Origin of the sequence: Collinsella sp. SGI.033 (genome assembly GCF_050315135.1) — a bacterium.
GTDB lineage: Bacteria > Actinomycetota > Coriobacteriia > Coriobacteriales > Coriobacteriaceae > Collinsella.
Genome location: NZ_JBNPOK010000007.1, coordinates 46,747 through 67,083, shown reverse-complemented (window position 1 = coordinate 67,083; position 20,337 = coordinate 46,747). Strand labels below are relative to the sequence as shown.

Annotated in this window: 18 protein-coding genes and 1 riboswitch; of the genes, 7 read left to right on the top strand and 11 right to left on the bottom strand. The window is 59.8% G+C overall.

What is annotated here, in order from left to right:
• Positions 1-89: 89 nt before the first annotated feature.
• Positions 90-1,277, bottom strand: a complete 1,188-nt coding sequence (locus ACQRC0_RS03735; RefSeq protein ID WP_427727842.1) for an N-acetyldiaminopimelate deacetylase — start codon at positions 1,275-1,277, stop codon at positions 90-92.
• Between the two features lie 144 nt (positions 1,278-1,421).
• Positions 1,422-1,590, top strand: a riboswitch (Lysine riboswitch).
• 65 nt (positions 1,591-1,655) lie between these two features.
• Here ACQRC0_RS03735 and dapA point away from each other — a divergent pair.
• The 3 genes from dapA to dapD are packed head-to-tail and all read left to right on the top strand — an operon-like array spanning position 1,656 to position 5,457.
• Positions 1,656-3,965, top strand: coding sequence for a 4-hydroxy-tetrahydrodipicolinate synthase (gene dapA, locus ACQRC0_RS03730; RefSeq protein WP_427727840.1), 2,310 nt, complete (start codon positions 1,656-1,658; stop codon positions 3,963-3,965).
• Positions 3,958-4,698, top strand: a complete 741-nt coding sequence (gene dapB, locus ACQRC0_RS03725) for a 4-hydroxy-tetrahydrodipicolinate reductase (RefSeq protein WP_427727838.1) — start codon at positions 3,958-3,960, stop codon at positions 4,696-4,698. The genes dapA and dapB overlap by 8 nt, the downstream gene beginning before the upstream one ends.
• Positions 4,699-4,737: 39 nt before the next feature.
• Positions 4,738-5,457, top strand: coding sequence for a 2,3,4,5-tetrahydropyridine-2,6-dicarboxylate N-acetyltransferase (gene dapD / locus ACQRC0_RS03720; RefSeq protein WP_154517324.1), 720 nt, complete (start codon positions 4,738-4,740; stop codon positions 5,455-5,457).
• 222 nt (positions 5,458-5,679) lie between these two features.
• Here dapD and ACQRC0_RS03715 read toward each other — a convergent pair whose 3' ends face one another.
• The 6 genes from ACQRC0_RS03715 to ACQRC0_RS03690 all read right to left on the bottom strand — a co-directional run bounded on the left by ACQRC0_RS03715 (position 5,680) and on the right by ACQRC0_RS03690 (position 12,046).
• Positions 5,680-6,024: a type II toxin-antitoxin system RelE family toxin gene (locus ACQRC0_RS03715; protein WP_427727837.1), complete on the bottom strand. Its 345-nt coding sequence runs from the start codon at positions 6,022-6,024 to the stop codon at positions 5,680-5,682.
• Positions 6,021-6,371, bottom strand: a complete 351-nt coding sequence (locus ACQRC0_RS03710) for a hypothetical protein (RefSeq protein ID WP_427727835.1) — start codon at positions 6,369-6,371, stop codon at positions 6,021-6,023. The genes ACQRC0_RS03715 and ACQRC0_RS03710 overlap by 4 nt, the downstream gene beginning before the upstream one ends.
• Positions 6,372-6,455: 84 nt before the next feature.
• Positions 6,456-7,460: a nucleoid-associated protein gene (locus ACQRC0_RS03705; protein ID WP_118377194.1), complete on the bottom strand. Its 1,005-nt coding sequence runs from the start codon at positions 7,458-7,460 to the stop codon at positions 6,456-6,458.
• Positions 7,461-7,632: 172 nt separating this feature from the next.
• Entirely contained in the window at positions 7,633-8,583 is a 951-nt protein-coding gene (locus tag ACQRC0_RS03700) for an L-lactate dehydrogenase (protein WP_427727834.1), read from the bottom strand.
• 201 nt (positions 8,584-8,784) lie between these two features.
• The gene (locus ACQRC0_RS03695; RefSeq protein WP_154517336.1) at positions 8,785-9,948 is read right to left on the bottom strand and encodes a pyridoxal phosphate-dependent aminotransferase; all 1,164 of its coding nucleotides are present in this window, start codon (positions 9,946-9,948) and stop codon (positions 8,785-8,787) included.
• A gap of 118 nt (positions 9,949-10,066) precedes the next feature.
• Positions 10,067-12,046 (bottom strand): NAD(+) synthase, encoded by a 1,980-nt coding sequence (locus ACQRC0_RS03690; protein ID WP_427727832.1) that lies wholly within the window; start codon positions 12,044-12,046, stop codon positions 10,067-10,069.
• A gap of 203 nt (positions 12,047-12,249) precedes the next feature.
• Here ACQRC0_RS03690 and ACQRC0_RS03685 point away from each other — a divergent pair, with 203 nt between their 5' ends.
• Together ACQRC0_RS03685 and ACQRC0_RS03680 are read left to right on the top strand one after the other, a co-directional pair.
• Entirely contained in the window at positions 12,250-13,194 is a 945-nt protein-coding gene (locus tag ACQRC0_RS03685; RefSeq protein ID WP_427727830.1) for a hypothetical protein, read from the top strand.
• Between the two features lie 138 nt (positions 13,195-13,332).
• Positions 13,333-14,640, top strand: a complete 1,308-nt coding sequence (locus tag ACQRC0_RS03680) for a hypothetical protein (protein WP_427727828.1) — start codon at positions 13,333-13,335, stop codon at positions 14,638-14,640.
• Between the two features lie 59 nt (positions 14,641-14,699).
• Here ACQRC0_RS03680 and ettA read toward each other — a convergent pair whose 3' ends face one another.
• From ettA to ACQRC0_RS03665, 3 genes are all read right to left on the bottom strand, one after another.
• Positions 14,700-16,379 (bottom strand): energy-dependent translational throttle protein EttA, encoded by a 1,680-nt coding sequence (gene ettA / locus ACQRC0_RS03675; RefSeq protein ID WP_055251458.1) that lies wholly within the window; start codon positions 16,377-16,379, stop codon positions 14,700-14,702.
• A gap of 185 nt (positions 16,380-16,564) precedes the next feature.
• Positions 16,565-17,266: an SdpI family protein gene (locus ACQRC0_RS03670; protein WP_427727826.1), complete on the bottom strand. Its 702-nt coding sequence runs from the start codon at positions 17,264-17,266 to the stop codon at positions 16,565-16,567.
• Entirely contained in the window at positions 17,259-17,537 is a 279-nt protein-coding gene (locus ACQRC0_RS03665) for an autorepressor SdpR family transcription factor (RefSeq protein ID WP_427727824.1), read from the bottom strand. Before ACQRC0_RS03665 ends, ACQRC0_RS03670 begins: the two co-directional genes overlap by 8 nt.
• 460 nt (positions 17,538-17,997) lie before the next feature.
• On the opposite strand from ACQRC0_RS03665, the gene ACQRC0_RS03660 reads away from it, so the two are divergent.
• A complete protein-coding gene (locus tag ACQRC0_RS03660; RefSeq protein WP_427727822.1) occupies positions 17,998-18,795 on the top strand; it encodes a tRNA threonylcarbamoyladenosine dehydratase in 798 nt (265 codons plus the stop codon).
• A 14-nt stretch (positions 18,796-18,809) separates the two neighbouring features.
• On the top strand, positions 18,810-19,592 hold the full coding sequence (locus tag ACQRC0_RS03655; protein WP_427727821.1) for a TatD family hydrolase: 783 nt from the start codon (positions 18,810-18,812) through the stop codon (positions 19,590-19,592).
• A 60-nt stretch (positions 19,593-19,652) separates the two neighbouring features.
• Here the strand turns inward: ACQRC0_RS03655 and ACQRC0_RS03650 are convergent, their stop codons facing one another.
• Positions 19,653-20,312: an HAD family hydrolase gene (locus tag ACQRC0_RS03650; RefSeq protein WP_338404326.1), complete on the bottom strand. Its 660-nt coding sequence runs from the start codon at positions 20,310-20,312 to the stop codon at positions 19,653-19,655.
• Positions 20,313-20,337: the final 25 nt, after the last annotated feature.

Here is a 20,337-nt window from a genome sequence, read left to right as displayed (position 1 = left end):
ACGTTAATAACGTCAAACGTTTCTACAGACATACATCTCTATTATACCGTACATTTGTTCGTATTTTCTAGAACATGCGCCCGCGCCGATTAACCAAGCAAAAGCAATCGTTTGTAGACATCGAGGCCCTTGAGTAGGATTTCCTCGTCAAAGAGCATGGTATCGGTGTGAAGGGCGCTCGTGGCATAGGCGGGACAGCCATCCGAATCGCTCGGGTTTTCTTGCGCCTCCGGCACGCCCGTGCCCAGCAAGAAGAACACGCCCGGCAGATGGCGCTGATAGAAAGCAAAGTCCTCGGCAATTAACAGCGGCTCCTCCACAAGCTGCAGGCCGGGCAAGGCAGGCGCGACGCTGGCAAACAACTCGGGGTCGTTGTCGACCGGCGGATAGCCCTCGGCAAAGTCGAGATCGTACGTGCAGCCCGTTGCAGCGCATGCCTCATCAAGCACGCGGCGCACGCCCTCGCGCGCCCGGTCGAACATGCCGTCCGTAAACACACGCAGGCTTCCGGCCACATGGGCCTCCCCCGCCACCGCGTTGCAAACCGTACCGGCCTGCAGCAGACCAAACTTGCCGATACAGGGCTCGTCGCCGCCCAGCTCGTCCATCAGCTCGCGCTCGGCAACCAAAAACTTCGCTGCCGCCAACGCGGCATCGTGCGACTCCTCGACCGGCACGCCATAGGTCTTAGCAATATGGATGCTCGTACCGTGAATATAGATATGCGTCTCGCTCGAACGCGCCAGCAGCGGACCGGAACAGCTCGCCAACGTGCCGGCAGGCAGATCGGGCCACACATGGAAGCCAAAAATGCGGTCGACCCCATAGCGCTCGAACACGCCGCTCTCGCATACCGTCTTGGCACCACCGGTCGTTTCCTCGGCCGGCTGGAACACAAAGAGCACGTTGCGCCTCATGGCGCCCGGCTGCTCGCGAATCGTACGGTCGACATACGTCGCGGCGGCAAGTGCCATGGCCATGTGACCGTCATGTCCGCAAGCGTGCATCTTGCCGGGATGGGTCGAGGCAAAGGCCGCCCCTGTCGCCTCCTCAATGGGCAGCGCATCCATATCGGCGCGAATCGCCGTGGCATGCGCGGCATCAACGCCGGCGTCGAAGAAAGCGCAGACGCAGCTGGGGCACGGATGGGTCACTTCGCAGGTGAGCGGTGCCAGCACGCCCTCGATATAGGCAATGGTTAGCGGAAGATCGAAATCGAGCTCCGGAATGCGATGGAGATCGCGGCGATAGCGACGGAGTTCTTGGAGCTCGGTCATAGAGGATCCCTTCGTGAGGCACATTTGTTGCAACTTATTGTGATACAGGATTGTGGCGCACATGTTTCCAGCATATCCCTGCATTTTTTAAACGTTATATACGAATACTCTTGTTTGGTAAAGTGCAACGTGATAGGGTCTTTACCACTTGATAGAGGCGCGGGCACGAAGAGCCGCGGGCGAGCCGGCAGGCTTTGACCCCGCGGGGAGGCGAAACCCGCCGAACTGGGTTTTTCGGGCACGAACAACCTGGTGGGCCTGTGGGAAACACCCACAGGACTGTCTGCAGCAATGCGGGAGCGCTATCCGGACATTGGGTCCACGCTATGCGGATTCGATGCGCAGATGGCGCCGTCTGGATAGCGAGGTTTACGGGACATGGCATTGACCCCCAACGAGGCATATGCGGCCAAGCAGCCGTTTGTGGACAAGGAGACGCTCGAGCATATCATCGAGCAGTTTCCCACGCCGTTTCATCTATACGACGAGGCGGGCATCCGCCGCAACATGCAAGAGGTGCGCGACGCCTTTGCGTGGAACCCGGGCTTTAAGGAATACTTTGCCGTCAAGGCCAACCCCAACCCGGCACTCATCTCCATTCTCAACGAATACGGCTGCGGCTGCGATTGCTCGAGCTATACCGAGCTCATGATCGCCCGCTCGCTGGGTATCACGGGACACGACATCATGTTCTCGTCCAACGACACGCCGGCTGCGGACTTTGAGCTCGCCGACAAGCTGGGTGCCATCGTCAACTTTGACGACATCAGTCACATCGAGTTCTTTGAGCGTGTTGCGGGGCCCATCCCCAAGACGGTCAGCTGCCGCTTTAATCCGGGCGGCCTGTTCCAGCTCTCCAACGGCATCATGGACAACCCCGGCGACTCCAAATACGGCATGACCACCGAGCAACTCTTCGAGGCCTTCCGTATGCTCAAGACCAAGGGTGCCGAGGACTTTGGCATCCACGCCTTCCTTGCCAGCAACACCGTCACCAACGACTATTACCCCAAGCTCGCGCGCATCCTCTTTGAGCTTGCCGTACGCCTGGAGCGCGAGACCGGCGCACACGTCGCCTTCATCAATCTATCCGGCGGCGTCGGCATCCCCTACCTGCCCGAGCAGCAGGCCAACGACATTCACGCCATCGGCGAGGGAGTGCACGCGGCATACGACGAGATCCTGGTCCCCGCAGGCATGGGCGATGTGGCAATCTACACCGAGATGGGCCGCTTTATGATGGGCCCCTACGGCTGCCTGGTCACCAAGGCCATCCACGAGAAGCAGATCTACAAGGACTATATCGGTGTCGATGCAAGCGCCGTCGATTTGATCCGCCCCGCCATGTATGGTGCCTACCACCACATTACGGTGATGGGTCAGCCGGGCGGCGCCGACAAGGGCACAGCGCCCGTCACGAACACCTATGACATCACGGGCAATCTGTGCGAGAACAACGACAAGTTCGCCATCGATCGCGAGCTACCGCATATCGACATGGGCGACCTGCTTGTAATCCACGATACCGGTGCGCATGGCTACTCCATGGGCTACAACTACAACGGACGGCTGCGCTCCGCCGAGGTCCTGCTGCGCCCCGACGGCGCGGCCGACCTCATCCGCCGCGCCGAGCGCCCGGGCGATTACTTTGCCACGCTCGACGTGCTGCCGTGCGGCCGAGAACTGCTGGCCAAGTCGCGCGCCGAAAGTGCCCGCCGCCGCGCCCAAGACGAGCGCCTGGCAGTCGCCGCCCAATGGAACAAGCGCATCCAGATCGCCGAAGCGAAGGAGAAGAACATGGACATCCGCAATCTCGAGGGCTCAATCGTCGCCCTGGTTACGCCGTTTAAAAAGGACGGCAGTGTCGACTTTGATGCGCTCGAGCGCCTTATCGATTTCCACCTGCAAAATGGCACCGACGCCATCCTCGCCCTGGGCACCACCGGCGAGAGCGCCACGATGACCGACGACGAGGACAACTCCGTTGTCGCCGCGGTGGTCAAGCAAGTTGCAGGACGCGTTCCCGTCATCGCCGGCTCGGGCTCCAACTCCACGCAGACCATGCTCACCAAGTCGCTCACTTACCAGGGCTTGGGAGCCGACGGCCTGCTGCTCATTACCCCCTACTACAACAAATCCAACGAAGAGGGTATCTACCAGCACTTTAAGACCGTCGCCGATGCCGTAGACATCCCCTGCATCCTGTACAACATCCCCGGCCGCTGTGGCTGCGGCATCAGCGAGCGCAACGTGGAGCGCTTGGCCGCGCACCCCAACATCATGGGTATTAAGGAAGCCTCGGGCAACGTCGCCTACGCCGCCAAGATCGCCCACCTGCTGTCCGACGACTTCCGCATGTACTCGGGCGAGGACGCGCTCACCGTGCCGCTCATGAGTCTGGGTGCTTCGGGCACCATCAGCGTGTGGGCCGACGTGCAGCCGCAGCTCGTACATGACATGTGCCGCGCCTATCTGGACGGTGACGTGGCACGTGCCCGCGATATCCAGATTGCCGGCCAGCCGCTCATCAATGCCCTCTTTAGCGAGGTCAACCCCATCCCCGTCAAGGAAGCGCTCGCCCAGATGGGTATGATCGAGGCAAACTACCGCATGCCGCTGTGCTCCATGGCAGACGACACGCGCTCCGCACTTACCGATGCTCTGAAGGGAGCTGGTCTGCTTGATTAAGACCGTCATTATGGGAACGGGCCGCATGGGCTCGCTCATCCGCACTACCGCCGAGGGTATTGTCGACGCTGCCGGAGAGCCCGTTTTTGACATCGTCGCCCAGATCGGCTTCGACTTGTCAGAGCTCGAGAACGCTCCGGCAGCCGACGTCATCATCGACTTCTCGAACGTTGCGACCTTCGACGCCGTCGTCGCCTATGTCGAGCGCACGGGCGCGGCGTTGGTCTCGGGCACCACAGGCTATACGCCCGAGCAGATGGATCGCCTGCGCGAGCTGGGTCAGAGCGCCCGCGTCATGCACTCCGGCAATTACTCCATCGGTATCGCAGCCCTGCGTCATCTGGTGGCACAGGCCACGCGAGAGCTGCCCGGCTTTGACTGCGAAATCGTCGAGACGCACCACAACCAAAAGGTCGACGCCCCCAGCGGCACTGCCAAGTTGCTGCTCGACGCCGTCGTCGAAGCCGAGCCCGAGGCAGGCTACCACCCCGTCTATGGCCGCGAGGGCATGTGCGGAGCGCGCGACCCCAAGGAGATCGGCATGCACTCGCTGCGCGGTGGCACTGTCGCCGGCGTGCACAAAGTGAGTTTCTTTGGCCAGGACGAGGAGGTCACGCTCGCGCATCGCGCCACGAGTCGTCAGATCTTTGTCAACGGCGCCTTGGCAGCCGCGCAGAAGCTCGTCACCCGCGAACCCGGCTTCTATACGTTCGACCAGGTCATGTTTGCCTAACCAGGTATCAACCGGATCCACCCAAAGGAGAGACCGCAAATGAGCAACGCAGCCGAAATGGATGCACAGGAGATTATCAACTATATCGCCACCGCGCCCAAGAAGACGCCCGTCAAGCTGTACGTGCGCGAAAAGCCGGGCATGAAGGTCCAGTGGGGCAATGCGCATGTCTATGGCGGCCGCCGTGGAAAGACTGTATTTGGCGACTGGGATGAGCTCAAGGCAATCCTCGACGCCAACGTCGATTCCATCGACTACTACGATGTGGAGAACGACTGCCGCAACTCCGCCGTGCCCATGCTCGACCTCAAGGGCATCAACGCCCGCATCGAGCCGGGCGCGATCATCCGCGACCGGGTCGAGATCGGCGACCGTGCCGTCATCATGATGGGCGCCATCATCAACATCGGCTCCGTCATTGGCGAAGGCTCCATGATCGATATGGGCGCCGTGCTGGGCGGTCGCGCCACCGTGGGCAAGAACTGCCACATCGGCGCCGGCACCGTGCTGGCAGGCGTCGTGGAGCCCGCCAGCGCCACGCCCGTCATCATCGAGGACGACGTTATGATCGGCGCCAATGCTGTGGTCCTGGAAGGCGTGCGCGTGGGCAAGGGTGCTGTCGTTGCCGCCGGCGCCGTGTGCGTCGAGGACGTCCCCGCCGGCGCCGTGGTCGCCGGTGTCCCTGCCCGCGTTATCAAGATGCGCGACGAGAAGACCGACAGCAAGACCGGTCTCGAGGAAGGCCTGCGCCAGCTCTAATAGTTACGCGGTTTTACCAAACCGCGTAACTTGTCGACGCTCCAAACGACCCAGAGCGGCAATCTGACGTTCAATCGTCGGGCATGACCAGAAGGTCAATGCCCTCCTCTTTCACGTCACCTTGCTCGCTCTGGGTCGTTTTCGCTGACGTATGCTCAACCTGCAACGTGATTAAGCCCCAAGTAAAAAGGCCGAAGCCCTCGTCCGAGGCTTCGGCCTTCATCATCTCAGGGTTCCGTCGTATTCAACCATGGCGGGTTGCTTTGACAGGCGCCCTACGGCCGTCTTATAGACCTCGAAACGATCGCGCCGTGCTACTGCCACGATCTCGGCAATCTCAACCATTCCGTCCTCTCGGATTCGGAAAACCATTTTGAGTCCCGCATTCCGCCATTTAATCTTTTTGCAGCCGGCGAGCTCGCCGTGAAGCGGCGTTCCGATTTCATCAGCGCGCGTCTTTAATTTTGCGACGGCAATACGGACGAGCCTGCGCTGGGATCCATCTAGTTTTTGATATTCCTTCTCGACGTCTCGATTCAAAAAGCCGACAACAAAATGCCCGCTCATTCGAAAAGGCCCTCGTCGGGAATCGCGTCCGGATCCATCGACTCAAGCTCCGCGAGGTCCTCGGCAGTTAAGGCGTCCTCAAACGGAACAAACTCATGCGGACCATGCTTGACTCGATCCGCAGCGATGCGATTTATCTCAAGTTCACGCAGATACTGCAGCGCGCCGTACATTTCCTCATAGGCAGCATAGTCGATAATCACGGTATCGATATCATTATGATCAGCAATGAACTGAGGCGCGCGTTTTGCGCGTTTACGAATGGTGGATAAGGACTTGCTTGCTTCGGTAGCAGAAACAACCTGGTCTTTTGTAAACACCGGTTTTTCCAGAACAAGTGGGGACATTTTGACCTCCAAAAAATAATCTGGATTTTATTTCAAAGTATTCTTCAAAATATAATCCAGACTTTTATTCAAAAGTTAAAAGCCTTATCGGTTCTCGATGCTACCGATGTTTTTGAGCTCGATGGAGATGAGGCCGTTGGGCTCGTTGACGAACTCGATGTACTCGGAATTCGAACCCATCTCGGCCGGAAAGCTGATCTCGATACCCGTATCGGTACGAATCTTATGATTGCGTACGGCCGCGCGCTCGACTTGCTTGCGCTCCACGGGCACGCGCTCGGGCACCTTCTCCTCGGTCAGCGCCGCACGCACGCTCTCCTTGATGACCGGCTCGTCCTCAAAGACCTCATCGACGATATCCCAAGGCGGCAGCTCCTCGTCGTCTTCAACCTTCTCGGCAACGGCGGCTTTGACCTTGGCGAGCGCTACGGCCGTGTTGGCGCCGTGCTCCTCGGCGACCTCCTCGACCACGCGCGTCACCGTGTCGATGACCTCCTTACCCGAAACCCCCGTGTCGCACTGCAGCAAGCCGTCGGGAATGAGCATGCGATCCTCGCCGGCAATCTTGCGCTTCTTATCCACATAGCCGATCTCCATGGTGCTTGCACGCACGATGGCATAGCTCGGCACCTTTTGCGAGGGGTTTGGCAAAATGGCGTAGTGGCGCGCGATGTCGTTACGAACCTCGCCCTCTTCGCGACCCACCTCGTGCATGAATGCCTGCTTGGAGCCCAGCAGCATCACGGCAAACCAGCGGGCATCTTCATCATCGTCAAAGTCCGCCACAAGCACGTCAGTGGACTCGGCTTTCTCGGCCTTGGTGAGTTCGGAAGAGATGAACTCCGCAATCTGCTGAGACAAGTCCACGAACTCACGCTCGCCAAAGAAATAGCCCTTGAGCTCACCGCCAAACGCAGAGTTCTCCGCAAACGTGGCGCGCTTATTGTCGGCCGAGGTACGTGCGCGGCGCAGATGCGTGGTCACAAAGCTGCGCACGGTACGGCTTTCGATATCCAGCTCGCGCTGGCTCATGACGTTGACGGCAGAGTCAAAGTCCAGGATATGCAGAATCGCGTGATTGATTTTCATATACGGCATTCCGTTCTAGATCGCTTTTGGCACGAACCAGTATAGCGGTCGAGTCCGCCCCAGGCGCATCGAAGATTGGTGCAGACAAGCCTGTCCCCTTTGCATAAAAAAGCGCCCGGGTCACATGGGCCCGGACGCCTTCATTGTAGCTTTTCGCTCTAGCGAGCTTGATTTAGCAGGAAAAGTCGACGCTGTCGATAATGTCCTTGAGGGCCTTTGCGGAGGCGGTGAGCTCATGCTGCTCGTCATCGTTCAGCGGCACGGGAACGCGGCAGACAACGCCGTCGCGGCCAACGACGGTCGGCATGGAGATGGCAAGATCGGACAGACCATACTCGCCCACCATGAGCGAGGAGACGGGCAGAACGGTCTGCTCGTCACGCATGACGGCAGTGCAGATGCGCTTTACCGCCATAGCGACACCGTAGTAGGTGGCGTGCTTCTTCTCGATGATGGTGTAGGCGGAGTTCTTGACGTCCTCGGCAATGCGCTTCTCGGCAGCCTCATGCTCCAGGTGGCCGTGAAGCTCGCAGAAGGTGTTCAGCGGCACGCCGGCAACCTGAGCGCTGGACCAGGCGACAAACTCGGAGTCGCCGTGCTCGCCCATGACATAGGCCTGAACGTCGCGCGGGTCAACCTCGACGTGGGCGCCGAGCATTTGCTGTAGACGGCCGGTGTCGAGCACGGTGCCGGAGCCGATGACATGGCCCTCGGGCAGACCGGACATCCTGATGGCGGCGTAGGTCAGAACGTCGACCGGGTTGGAGACGATGAGCAGAATGCCGTCGAAGCCAGACTTCTTAATCTCGGGAATAATGGACTTAAAGATGCTGACGTTCTTGTTGACCAGGTCCAGGCGGGTCTCACCGGGCTTCTGAGCAGCGCCAGCGGTGACGACGATCATGGCGGCGTCGGCGACATCAGAATAATCGCCGGCGTAGATCTTCATCGGCTCGGCAAACGTCATGCCGTGCGCAATATCCAGGGCCTCGCCCTCGGCGCGGTTCTTGTCCACGTCGATGAGAACCATCTCGGAGAACAGACCACTCTGCATCAGCGCGAACGCCGAAGACGAACCGACGAAACCGCAGCCGACAATAGCGACCTTCTTCTCGTTAACCATTAGAAACTCCCATCTCTCTCCACAAACAAGCCGCCCGGGAACGACCCGAGCGGCTTGCCGTAATCCCAATACATCCAATCGGGACTTTGATTATGCTCCTATACGCAGCCAAAAATCGACCGTTTACCGAAATTGTTTGCAGGATTCGTAAAATAACTGCACGAAATCGGTTTCGATCTATTGACGCGCCCAAATAGTCTTCTAATACAGGCCCGCCTCGCGAATGGCCTCGACAGCCAAAGCGATCTGATCGGGCGGCAGGACCAGCGCCATGCGCACGTGCCCCTCGCCCGAAGGGCCAAAGCTCGCGCCCGGCGTCACCACAACGCCGGCCTTCTCCATAAGCTCCTCGCAAAACGCCATGGAATCGGTGCGACCACCGGGAAGCTTGGCCCACACAAACATAGAGCCATGCGCGTTGGGACGCTCCCAGCCCAGGTCCTCAAGACCGTCGCACAGGGCATCGCGGCGCTCCTGGTACTTCAGACGTTGCGCCTCGACCTCATCGCGCGGACCATTGAGGCAGGCGATGGCGGCCTTCTGAATCGGGAAGAACATGCCAAAGTCGATCTGGCTGCGCAGCTTGGCAAAGGCAGAGACCACATCCTCACGGCCGACCAAAAAGCCGATGCGCGCACCGGTGACGTTAAACGACTTGGAAAGCGAGAAGAATTCCACGCCCACCTCGAGCGCGCCGGGATACTGCAAGAAACTGCCGCCGGGCTCGCCGTCAAACACGATGTCGGAGTACGCGTTGTCATGGACGATCAGCAGGTCGTGCTCGCGGGCGAAGGCGATAATCTCCTCGTAGACCTCGGGCGTGCCCACCGAGCCCACCGGGTTGGCGGGCAACGACACGATCATGTACTTGGCACGATCGGCCACCTCGGGATCGATGCCCGCCACATAGGGCAGGTAATTGTGCTCCGCCACCAGCGGATAGTACTCGAGCTTGGCATCGGCGATCTTGGCGCCCGCCTCAAAGACCGGATAGCACGGATCGGGAACCAGAATGGTGTCACCCGGATCGAGCAGGGCCAGGCCCAAATGACCCACGCCCTCCTGCGTGCCGTTGCACGACTGCACCATGGACGGCGTAATGCCCGAAACGCCAAAGCGACGCTCATAGTAATCGCACACGGCCTGCTTAAGCTCGGGCAGGTCGCGCAGGGAATACTTCCACATCTCGGGATTTTGGGCGGCCTGCGTGAGCGCCTCGACCACGTGGTCGTACGGCTTAAAGTCGGGCGTGCCCACGCTCATGTTGTAAATGGTCTTGCCCTGAGCCTTCAGCGCAAGAAGTTTGTTGTTGAGCGAGGCGAAGACCTCCGCGCCAAAGCGGTCGAGACGCTGCGATGCCTGCATGGTGCCACCTTTCGATATAAAAAATACGGCGCTCCGACAAGAGCGCCGCGCGATACGGGCCATCAGATTGCAAAAGTGTAACGCTTGCAACCCCCGCATTGGTTCAATTTAGCCAACCTTAGTCAATTGGATTGAGCGCGTCGATCCGCGCAAGCCACAGACGCGAGCTGGCGTCACTCGGCATACGCCAATCGCCGCGCGGGCTGAGCGTCACCGAGCCCACCTTGGGACCATCGGGCAGACAGCTGCGCTTAAACTGCTGGGCAAAGAAGCGACGATAGAACGTACGCAACCACGTGTGGACGGTCTTGGCGTCATAGACACCCTCAAAGCTCTTGAGCGCCATACGGTAGATCTTGCCCGGCTCAAAGCCAAAACGCAGCAGGTAATAGAGGAAGTAATCGTGCAGCTCGTACGGGCCCACCAAATCCTCGGTCTTCTGAGCAATCTCACCGTCGCCCGTGGGCGGCAAAAGCTCGGGGGACACCGGCGTATCGAGGATATCGAGCAAGACCTCGGCAATACGCCCGCCAAAGACATCGGCGGCATAACGTACCAGATGGCGCACAAGCGTCTTGGGCACGCTCGCGTTGACGGCGTACATGCTCATGTGGTCGCCGTTATAGGTAGCCCAGCCAAGCGCCAGCTCCGACAGGTCGCCCGTGCCGATGACAAAACCGCCAGCCTGGTTGGCCAGATCCATCAGAATCTGCGTACGCTCGCGGGCCTGGCTGTTCTCGTAGGTCACGTCTTGGACGGCCGGGTCGTGCTCAATGTCCTTGAAGTGCTGCTCCACGGCCGTGTGGATCGAAACCTCGCGGAAGCTCACGCCCAGGTCGCGAGCGAGCGACTCGGCATTCGACTTGGTGCGATGCGTCGTGCCAAAGCCGGGCATGGAAACCGCCGTGATACCCGTGCGCGGCAGCCCCAGTGCATCGAAGGCTCGCACGGTCACAAGCAGTGCCAGCGTGGAATCCAGGCCGCCCGAAAGACCGATGACTGCAGCCTTGGTACCCGTATGGGCAAGGCGAGTCTTGAGGCCGGCAGTCTGCAGATTGAGGATCGTCTCGCAGCGCCCGGCCAGGTCACCATGGTCGGCCGGCACAAAGGGCGCGCGGGGGAAAACACGGTCGATGTCGAGCGCATCACGCAGGACAGGTTCTTCGGCCAGCACGCCCTCAAACGAAAACTCAACAATCGTGGCCTCTGGCGCATCGTCCGCGCGCGTCCACGTGGTCGAACGACGACGCTCGGCAACCAGACGGTCGAGGTCAACGTCGGCCACCGCCATATCGCAGGTGAGGAGCTTCGTGGCGGCGAGCTTCGAACCGTTTTCGTAGACGAGGTTCTCCCCTGCAAAGACCATATCGGTCGTGGACTCGCCCTCGCTCGCGTCCGCGTAGGCATAGGCGCAGTACAGGCGCGCGCTTTGGTTAGAGATAAGGCTGCGGCGGTAATCTGCCTTACCGATAATCTCATCCGAGGCCGACGGATTGAGGATCACCGTCGCACCGGCAAGCGCCATCTCGGTCGAAGGGGGCGCCGGCACCCACAGATCCTCGCAGACCTCAATACCGAGCACCAAATCCTCGGCGCCCTCATCACAGCAGCGGTAGACAAGCCCCGAACCCAGCGGAACCGGACCCTGACCGGCAAACTCAACCCACACGGGATCGGCGGGCGCCGGAGCAAACCAACGGCGCTCATAGAACTCGCCATAGTTGGGCAGATACTTCTTGGCCGTGAGGCCCAAAAGCTCGCCCGCGCAGCACACGGCGGCACAGTTGTAGATATTCTCGGCCACCGCAACGGGAAGACCGATGGTAAAGACAATCGGCAGCTCGCGGGTTTCATCGAGAATATGTGCCAGTGCGGTCTCGCAGGTATGCAGTAATGTGCGGTTATGGAACAGATCAGCCGCGGTATAGCCGCACAAGTTGAGCTCGGGCAGCACCAGAGCACGGACACCGCGCTCGACCGCCTCGCGAACAGCCGCCAGCGCAACCTCGGCATTGCCCTCGACATCGGCCACGCGAATCCGCGGCGAGGCCGCCGCCACACGCAAAAAGCCATCAGACTGAGAAAGGTGAAGATTCATAAGAATGCTCCCGTGCGTAGACGCCATTCACAACAATTAGCAAGCCCTATTGTAGTTCAACCGCCGGGTGTAACCGCATCCCACCAATTTGGTGAGCTATTGATGAGTTGATGGTATCTGTTAAATGTCACGTACGATTCACATCTGGTGGGTACCCTGATGGCTACACGAAACGAAGCAGATTTACACCGGGAGGGCCCCGTATGACAACCAAGTACACCGACGCGCCGCGCACGCGCGTCATGACACCGGCCGCGCTCAACAACGGCGTTCACGAAAACCATTCCATCGGACAGACCATGGCCATCGCGCCCAAAAAGGGCCTGTTCGACGACATTTCCATTCCCCAAATCATCGCCGGCGCCGCAGCTGCCGCCACGAGCGTCGCACTTGCTTCCAAGATCGGCATCGCCGGATCGGTGATCGGTGCCGCCGTGAGCTCGGTCATCACCGTTGTGTCCTCGCAGGTCTACCGCCACTTTATCTCTGCCAGCGCCGAAGCCCTCAAAGGTACGCACGCCGCCGTCGACTACCCTGCCGGCGCCTATGAGCCCGTTGACCTTAATGCCGAGGAGCACCTGGGCGGCGCCGCGATTACGCAGGAGATGCGCCAGGTTGCGGGGCGCGCGACCACGGCGCGCGTCGCCCCCAACAGCCTGCGTGCCAAGGCGGCGGCAGAGCGCAGCCAGACGCAAAAGAAGGTCATCGTCTTCTCGATCGCCATCGCCATCGTCGCGGTCATCGCCTGCGCTGGCGCCATCCTTATCACCACCGCCGGTGAGGGTCTGGGCGAGCGCCCCGAGCCAATCCTATCGTCGCGCACGACCGAGCACGACGCGGATAGCTCAGATCAATCGCAAAGCCAGCAGGACGACTCGCAGGGCAACTCCGCATCCACCGATTCGTCCTCGAACGCCCCCGATCAGTCGCAGGGCGCCAATTCCTCTGTGAACAACAGCGGCACGCAATCCGGCACGACTGACTCAAGCCAAACGACCGACGGCTCTCAACCGAGCACGAGCGACCAGGCAAACGGCAATACATCGGGAACGGACACAACCGACAGCGGCAACAATAGCAGCTCGAGCGGCACCGCATCTGGCACGCCATCTGACAGCTCGAGCCAAGGCACGGCATCGGGCAACTAAGCACGTTTTCCTCTCATAGATAACCGACCTGTATAACGGGCGCGAACCGGCAACGGTCGCGCCCGTTTGCCATGGGCGACGAGATGGCAAGCCCCATGCGATGGTAAGATGCTTTGGTGTGTATAGAGGAGATTTGCCATGAGCAAGACAATAGTTAAGCCCGCACTATCGCTGGGCAACCACATCTATCTGTATCGCCTGCTGCGCGACGCGATTGGGTGCGGTAAGCAAACGTTTATGACGCAGGTCGAGGAGGCACTCGCCGCTGGCGATATGGCCGCTTATGACCTGGGCTTCGAGTCCACGCGCGAGCTGCTCGAGGAGCTCGACGACTGCATTAAGCTGACCGTCTTTAAAGGCGGCCGCCTGTATGCCACCGTCATCGCCAACGAGGCCTGGGATGCCGCCCTTGCCAAAGGCGAGGACAAGCCCAAGGCTGCCAAGGGCGCCAAGCAGTCCTACAAAAAGAAAAAGCGCGGCGAGAAGGACCTGAAGGCCGTGCGCCCCAAGCACGTTAAGCGTCCCGAGCCAGAAGCCATGGTTGAAGCCGTACCGGAACCCGAGCCCGAGACAGAGATCGAAGTCGCTATTGAGGTAACGGCAGGAGCCGAAACCGAAATCGCCGCCACGACCGATCCCAAAGTCATATCAGAGCAGGAAGCCACTGCGGAGCTCGACGAGGCTCCCAAGTCGACAACCGAAGAAGCCGCCAACCAACCCGAGACGCCTGCGTTCCAAAACAGCGATGTTTTTGGCGACGAGGCCGAGGACGATCAGTCCGACGAGCCCGCGGATCAAGACGCTACCGAGTCGACACCGGAGCCCGAGACGCCGCAGCCCGCCATCTCGCTCACGGTCGTCTATGACCCCGAGAACGCAAACGCCGGCATCACCACCATGGCCTCCACGCCAGCCGAGGCAAAGTCGAGCGTCGAGAACGAGAACTCGACGCAGGTTGAGGTTGAAACCGCAGCCGCAGACGCGCCTGTCACCGTGGAGCCCGCAGATTCTACGATCAAGCCGGAAGCGACGCCAAAGCCCGTACACGTCATCGAGTCCGTGCCCGCCGCTGCTTGCGACCAAATTCCCGCACCGGCACCGGCTTCGGTACCCGCGGCGGCCCCAACCCCCGCTCCCGCAGCGCCCGCCATCCCCGAGGACTTCCCCGTCGATTTCACAACCGAGGTCTTCTGCCCCGGCCCATTGCTGCACCAGCTGTCGACCTATCTCCCCTACGGCGCCGACACGCTCGGCATCGTCGGCGAGTACTACTGGATCGCCCGCGAGCGCGGTACCATCGAGGCCGCGCGAAACCGCGCAAGCTTCCCCCTGCGCTACACGCAGGCCGGCGAGCGCCACGAAGTCACCGTGCGCATCCGCCGCAACACCACCGGCGGTCTCGGAGCCACCTGGGCCATCGATAAAGTCGAGCCTTCTACCAAGTAAAAAAGGGACGATAACCCTCAAGGTTATCGTCCCTTTCTCGTTAGATCACCTGAGCTCGACTAATCGCGCGTCAGCTTGCGGTGAATACGATGCGGCTGGGCTGCGTCCTCGCCCAGGCGCTCGATACGGTTGGCCTGATAGGCCTCGAAGTTGCCCTCGAACCAATACCAGTTGCCCGGATTCTCGTCGGTGCCCTCCCACGCCAGAATGTGCGTGGCGACGCGGTCCAGGAACATACGGTCGTGGCTAATGACCACCGAGCAGCCCGGGAACTCGAGCAGCGCCGCTTCGAGCGAGGACAGCGTCTCGACGTCGAGGTCGTTCGTGGGCTCGTCGAGGAGCAGCAGGTTGCCACCCTGCTTGAGCGTAAGCGCCAGGTTCAGACGGTTGCGCTCGCCACCGGAAAGTACGCCAGCGCGCTTCTGCTGGTCCTGGCCCTTAAAGCCAAAGCTCGCCACGTATGCGCGGCTGGGGACCTCGGTCTCGCCGACCATCATGTGGTCCAGGCCGTCCGAGACGACCTCCCACAGGTTCTTATCGGGGTCGATGCCGGAGCGGTTCTGATCGACATAGGAGATCTTGACGGTCTCGCCCACCTCGAGCTCGCCCGAAGTCAGCGGCTCCAGGCCCACGATGGTCTTGAACAGCGTGGTCTTGCCCACACCGTTGGGGCCGATGACGCCCACGATGCCGTTGCGCGGCAGGGTGAACGATAGGTCGTCGATGAGCACGCGACCGTCGAACTCCTTGTGCAGGTGATGGGCCTCGAGCACCTTGTTGCCCAAACGCGGGCCCACAGGGATGCGGATGTCGGTCCAGTCGAGCTTCTGGCTTGCGCGGGCCTCGGCCTCCATCTCCTCGTAGCGAGCCAGACGGGCCTTGTTCTTGGCCTGACGGGCCTTGGGGCTGGAGCGCACCCACTCGAGCTCGGCCTCCATGCGCTTGGCGAGCTTGGCGTCGCGGTTGCCCTGAGCCTCGATACGTGCGGCCTTGGTCTCCAGATACGTGGAGTAGTTGCCCTTGTAGGGATAGAGGTGACCGCGGTCGACCTCGCAGATCCACTCGGCAACGTTATCCAGGAAGTAGCGATCGTGTGTGACGGCAAGCACCGCGCCCTGGTAGTTGTGCAGGAAGTGCTCGAGCCACAGGATCGACTCGGCGTCCAGGTGGTTGGTGGGCTCATCGAGCAGCAGCAGGTCGGGAGCTTCGAGCAGCAGCTTGCACAGGGCCACGCGACGGCGCTCGCCGCCGGAAAGCACGTTGACCGGCATGTCGGAATCGGGCAGCTGCAGGGCATCCATAGCCTGGCCGAGTTTGGAATCGATATCCCAGCCATCGGCGGCATCGATTTCGTCCTGGAGCTTGCCCATCTCGGCCATGAGGGCGTCCATGTCACAGTCCGGGTCGCACATCTCCTCGCCGATCTTATTGAAGCGATCGACCTTGGCAATCATGTCGCCAAATGCCATGCGCACGTTCTCGATGACGGTCTTGTCGTCGTCGAGCGGCGGCTCCTGCTGCAGGATACCCACGGTGTAGCCGGGGGTAAGTCTGGCATCGCCGTTGGAGACTTCCTCGATGCCGGCCATGATCTTGAGCAGGGTCGACTTGCCCATACCATTGGGGCCCACGACGCCGATCTTGGCACCGGGGTAGAAACTCAGGGTCACGTCGTCAAGGATCACCTTGTCGCCATGAGCCTTGCGAGCCTGATACATCTGGTAGATAAACTCCGCCATTTGCCTGTTTTATCCTTTCTACCTGCTGTTTCCCTATTCTTGTTTCGCTTTAGTGGAAACGAGATGAGAAAACCAGCTCTAAAACGTAACGAAAAAGGGGCACGGTTGCCCATACCCCCCTAATACTACCTGGGAAAAGTCCCCCGGAACATACTATGAACTGCGTACGCTAGTTTTCCGCAACCTTAACGAGCGGCTCGCTGCGATTTGCGCCACAGCAGATACGAGTAGACGTAGACGACTCCGACCGAACCAAACGCCAGAACCGCAATCACCGCGGCGACAACTTCACTCGAAAGCACGCTACCCGCAACGCCCATCACAATCAGACCAACACCCAGCACCATAAAGCAGGCACCGCCAAAGCGCTGCGTACGGCGCCAGTTCTCGGGATCGGCAAGCGCCCAGGGCGTCTTGATACCGAGCGTATAGTTCTGCTTCACACGCGGCAAGTAGTTGCCTACGCCAATGAACAGCAAACCGACAGCACCAGAAATCAGCGCGTTGACCGAACCGACCGCCGGCACCACGCCCCAGACCGTAAGCTCTCCCAGCCAGCTTATGGCGCACATGAACAGGGTGAAGGCGATTACGAAGCCCTGATAGAACTTGCCCGAGGTTCGATATGCCTCACCTTTGGGATCGATGCGCGGCACCACGCAGAACATTGCGAGAAGCACCAGGGGCAGCACGCCGAGCGCGGAGGCCTTCCAGCTGGGACCCCAACCGTCAACGCCGTTCGCGCCCCAGTGTGTGGGAATCTGCGCAGGTAAGCTCGGCATCACCATAAGGTGCGCTACGATATTGGCGACGCACAGAGCGACCAGCGCGATCCACACGCGTGGCGATACCCCCGTGGCGTGAATGCCCTTGTTTTCGTTATTCATCCTTATCACCTTCAGTGTTTGTAAAGCCCATAAACCAACCGATCAAGTCCTGCATGACGGTAGTGTTTAAGCTGTAAACGATGTTTTGGCCATGACGTTCGTCGGTCACCAACCCGGCGTTTTTGAGCGTCGCCAAATGATGGCTCAACGATGGCTTGCTGATGTCAAAATGCTCGGCAAGCTCCCCGGCCGTACAATTGCCCTTGCGCAACAGTTCCAAAATGTGACGCCGTGTAGGATCGGCCAGCGCTTTAAAACCCTCTCCCGGCATAGGACCTCCTCTCAGTATTTCGTTCGACGCGCACACTATACTCGATATTTAGATGTTTGTCTAACTATCTAATATAGCATCAGCTATAGAACATTTGTTCGTATTTGGCTACAATGGAAGTTGAAGCAGATGGGCCAGCTCCCTCTATCCGAGAAGGAGATGGACTATGAGTATTGACGATGTCCTGACGTTGTTATTGCTTGTAATCGCGGCTGTGGAGCTCGGCATCCACATTGGAGGTCGAATGAAATAGCCGCCCCCGCGTAATGCGAAGACGGCCACTTCTCACGCTACAAACGTGTTTGGGAGTTGGCCAACCCGCGGCAACGGGTGCCATCTGCTTCAATCTTATGCGAATCCCGATCCCATTTCAACAAGCTCCAAGGGCTCAAATGGAATCGCAATAATACCTATAATGGCGATAGCTAAAACACGACCGACTCCCCATCGGAGGAAATCTATGACCGAAACCACAGCCGCAACTCCCATCGAGACACGCGACACCAAGCTCGAGATTATCATGGGCCGCGAGGCACTCGATAAGCTCGCCGATACTACGGTGCTGGTGCTCGGCTGCGGAGGTGTGGGCTCCAATTGCTGCGAGGCACTCGCCCGCGGCGGCATCGGTCATTTCGTCATTCTGGACAAGGACATCATCGCGCCCAGCAATATCAATCGCCAGGCCATCGCCTTCCACAGCACCATCGGCAAGCGCAAGGTGGACGTGATGGAAGCCATGATTCGCGATATCAATCCCGCCGCCACCGTTATCAAGCGCACCGAATACCTGTTGAGCGACAGCATCGACGAGTTCTTTGCGAGCGTTTTTGAGCAGACGGGCGGCAAGCTCGACTACGTCGTCGACGCCATCGACACCATCTCGGCCAAGCTCACCATTGCCAAATATGCTCAGGACCACGACATTCGTTTGGTTAGCTCCATGGGCGGGGCCAACAAGCTCCATCCCGAGTGCCTCCGCTTTGCCGACATCTTCGATACGGTACGTGACCCCATGAGCCGCATTATGCGCAAAGAATGTAAGAAGCGCGGAATCAAGAGCCTACATGTATTGTTTAGCTGCGAGGAATCGGTTAAGACACAGCCCCGCGACCCTTCCAACATCCACGAGCGTACCGAGCTGGGAACCGCCAGCTTTATGCCGCCCATCATGGGTCAGATGATTGCCGGCGAGGTTATCCGCCAGATCAGTGGGCGCGGCACCGAGCACGTGCGCGCCGATGGCCAGCGCCTGGACTAGCGGAGTGCGCCGAGATGGAGCCCCGGTTAATTGATGCACACTGCCATCTTGATTTGATGGCTTACCCGAATGCTGTTGCCGACGAAACTGCGGCTATAGGGCTGGGGGTCTTTGATTGCGGGGTCGACCCACGCGACTTCGCGGCAGCAAAAAAGCGGGCCAGCCGTTACCCAAACATTATCGCGGGCGTCGGCCTCCATCCCTGGTGGCTCGCCGACGGCCGCTGCGGTCCTGCCGAAGTCAATCTGCTTTGCAAAGTTGCTGCCCAAGAGCGCTACATCGGCGAGGTGGGGCTCGACTTTTCCGCGCGCTTTGCCGGAAGCGAACCGCTACAAACACAGGTATTCGAACGGCTTTGTCAGACGCTATCGCAACGTCCGCTCCCCGATCGCGTTCTGTCCATTCACGCCGTTCGTTCGGCAGGAACCGTACTGGACGTCCTCGAATCGCATGGTCTACTCATCCCAAGCCCCGACTCCCCCGCTATCATCTTCCACTGGTTTAGCGGTACTTCGGACGAACTCGTCCGCGCGCGTAATGTGGGCTGCTATTTTTCTGTCAACGAACGCATGCTCGCGTCTAAACGAGGACGCGAATACGCACGACAGATTCCACTCGATCGTTTACTGCTCGAGACCGATGCACCAGCCGAAGCAAACACAAAAACAAGCGCGCAGTCGCTCATCAAATCGCTCACAAGGACCTCGATGCGCATCGCCTCACTCAAAAACTGCAGCGCAAAGCACATTGAGTCGGCAGTTTTAGCAAATGCGCACTCTGTTTTTGACCTTCGCTAGCCCCTGTATGCAAAAAGACGACAACGATACCATTATGACGGTAGACGTGCCGTCCAAGTCCTACGCAAGCTCCAGCAGCTCCGGCAGCTGGTCGATAATCTTGTCCGCGGCATCTTGGCTAAAGCCGAAGCGTTCTTCGCGCTTGGCAATGACCGTCAGGCCGGCTCGCTTGCCGGCAGTGATACCAGGCACCGAATCCTCAACGCAGCAGCAGCGATTCGCGGGCAGTCCCAGCAGGTCCAGCGCATGCAGGTAGATGTCGGGCTCGGGCTTGCTCTCCTTAAACTGCTCGCCGCTCACCACATACTCAAAGGCATCCGACAGCCCGCACGCATTGAGCACTTCCTCGATGCTATCCATGGGAGACGAGCTGGCAAGCGCCACGCGAACGCCGCGGCGCGGCAGCTCTCGAATCGTATCCACGGCGCCTGGGTTAATCAAAGCCTGATAGTCGCGCGGACGCTTATGCGCCCACTCGTCCCAACGGGCCAACGCTTCCTCGCCAGTGAAATGCCCCTTACCGGCGCGCTCAAACCAATCGACCAGCATATGCAGGAAGAACTGATGCGAGGTACCGACCTGTCCGTTCAACTCCTCTTGAGTCAGGTTAAGCCCAAGCTCCTTGGCAAACGCAGCGGTCTCGCCCAGGTAGTAATACTCGGTATCGACAATGACACCGTCCATGTCAAAGATAACGGCGTCGAACGGAAATGCGGACACGGCACCCTCCCTAACAAAAGGGCGC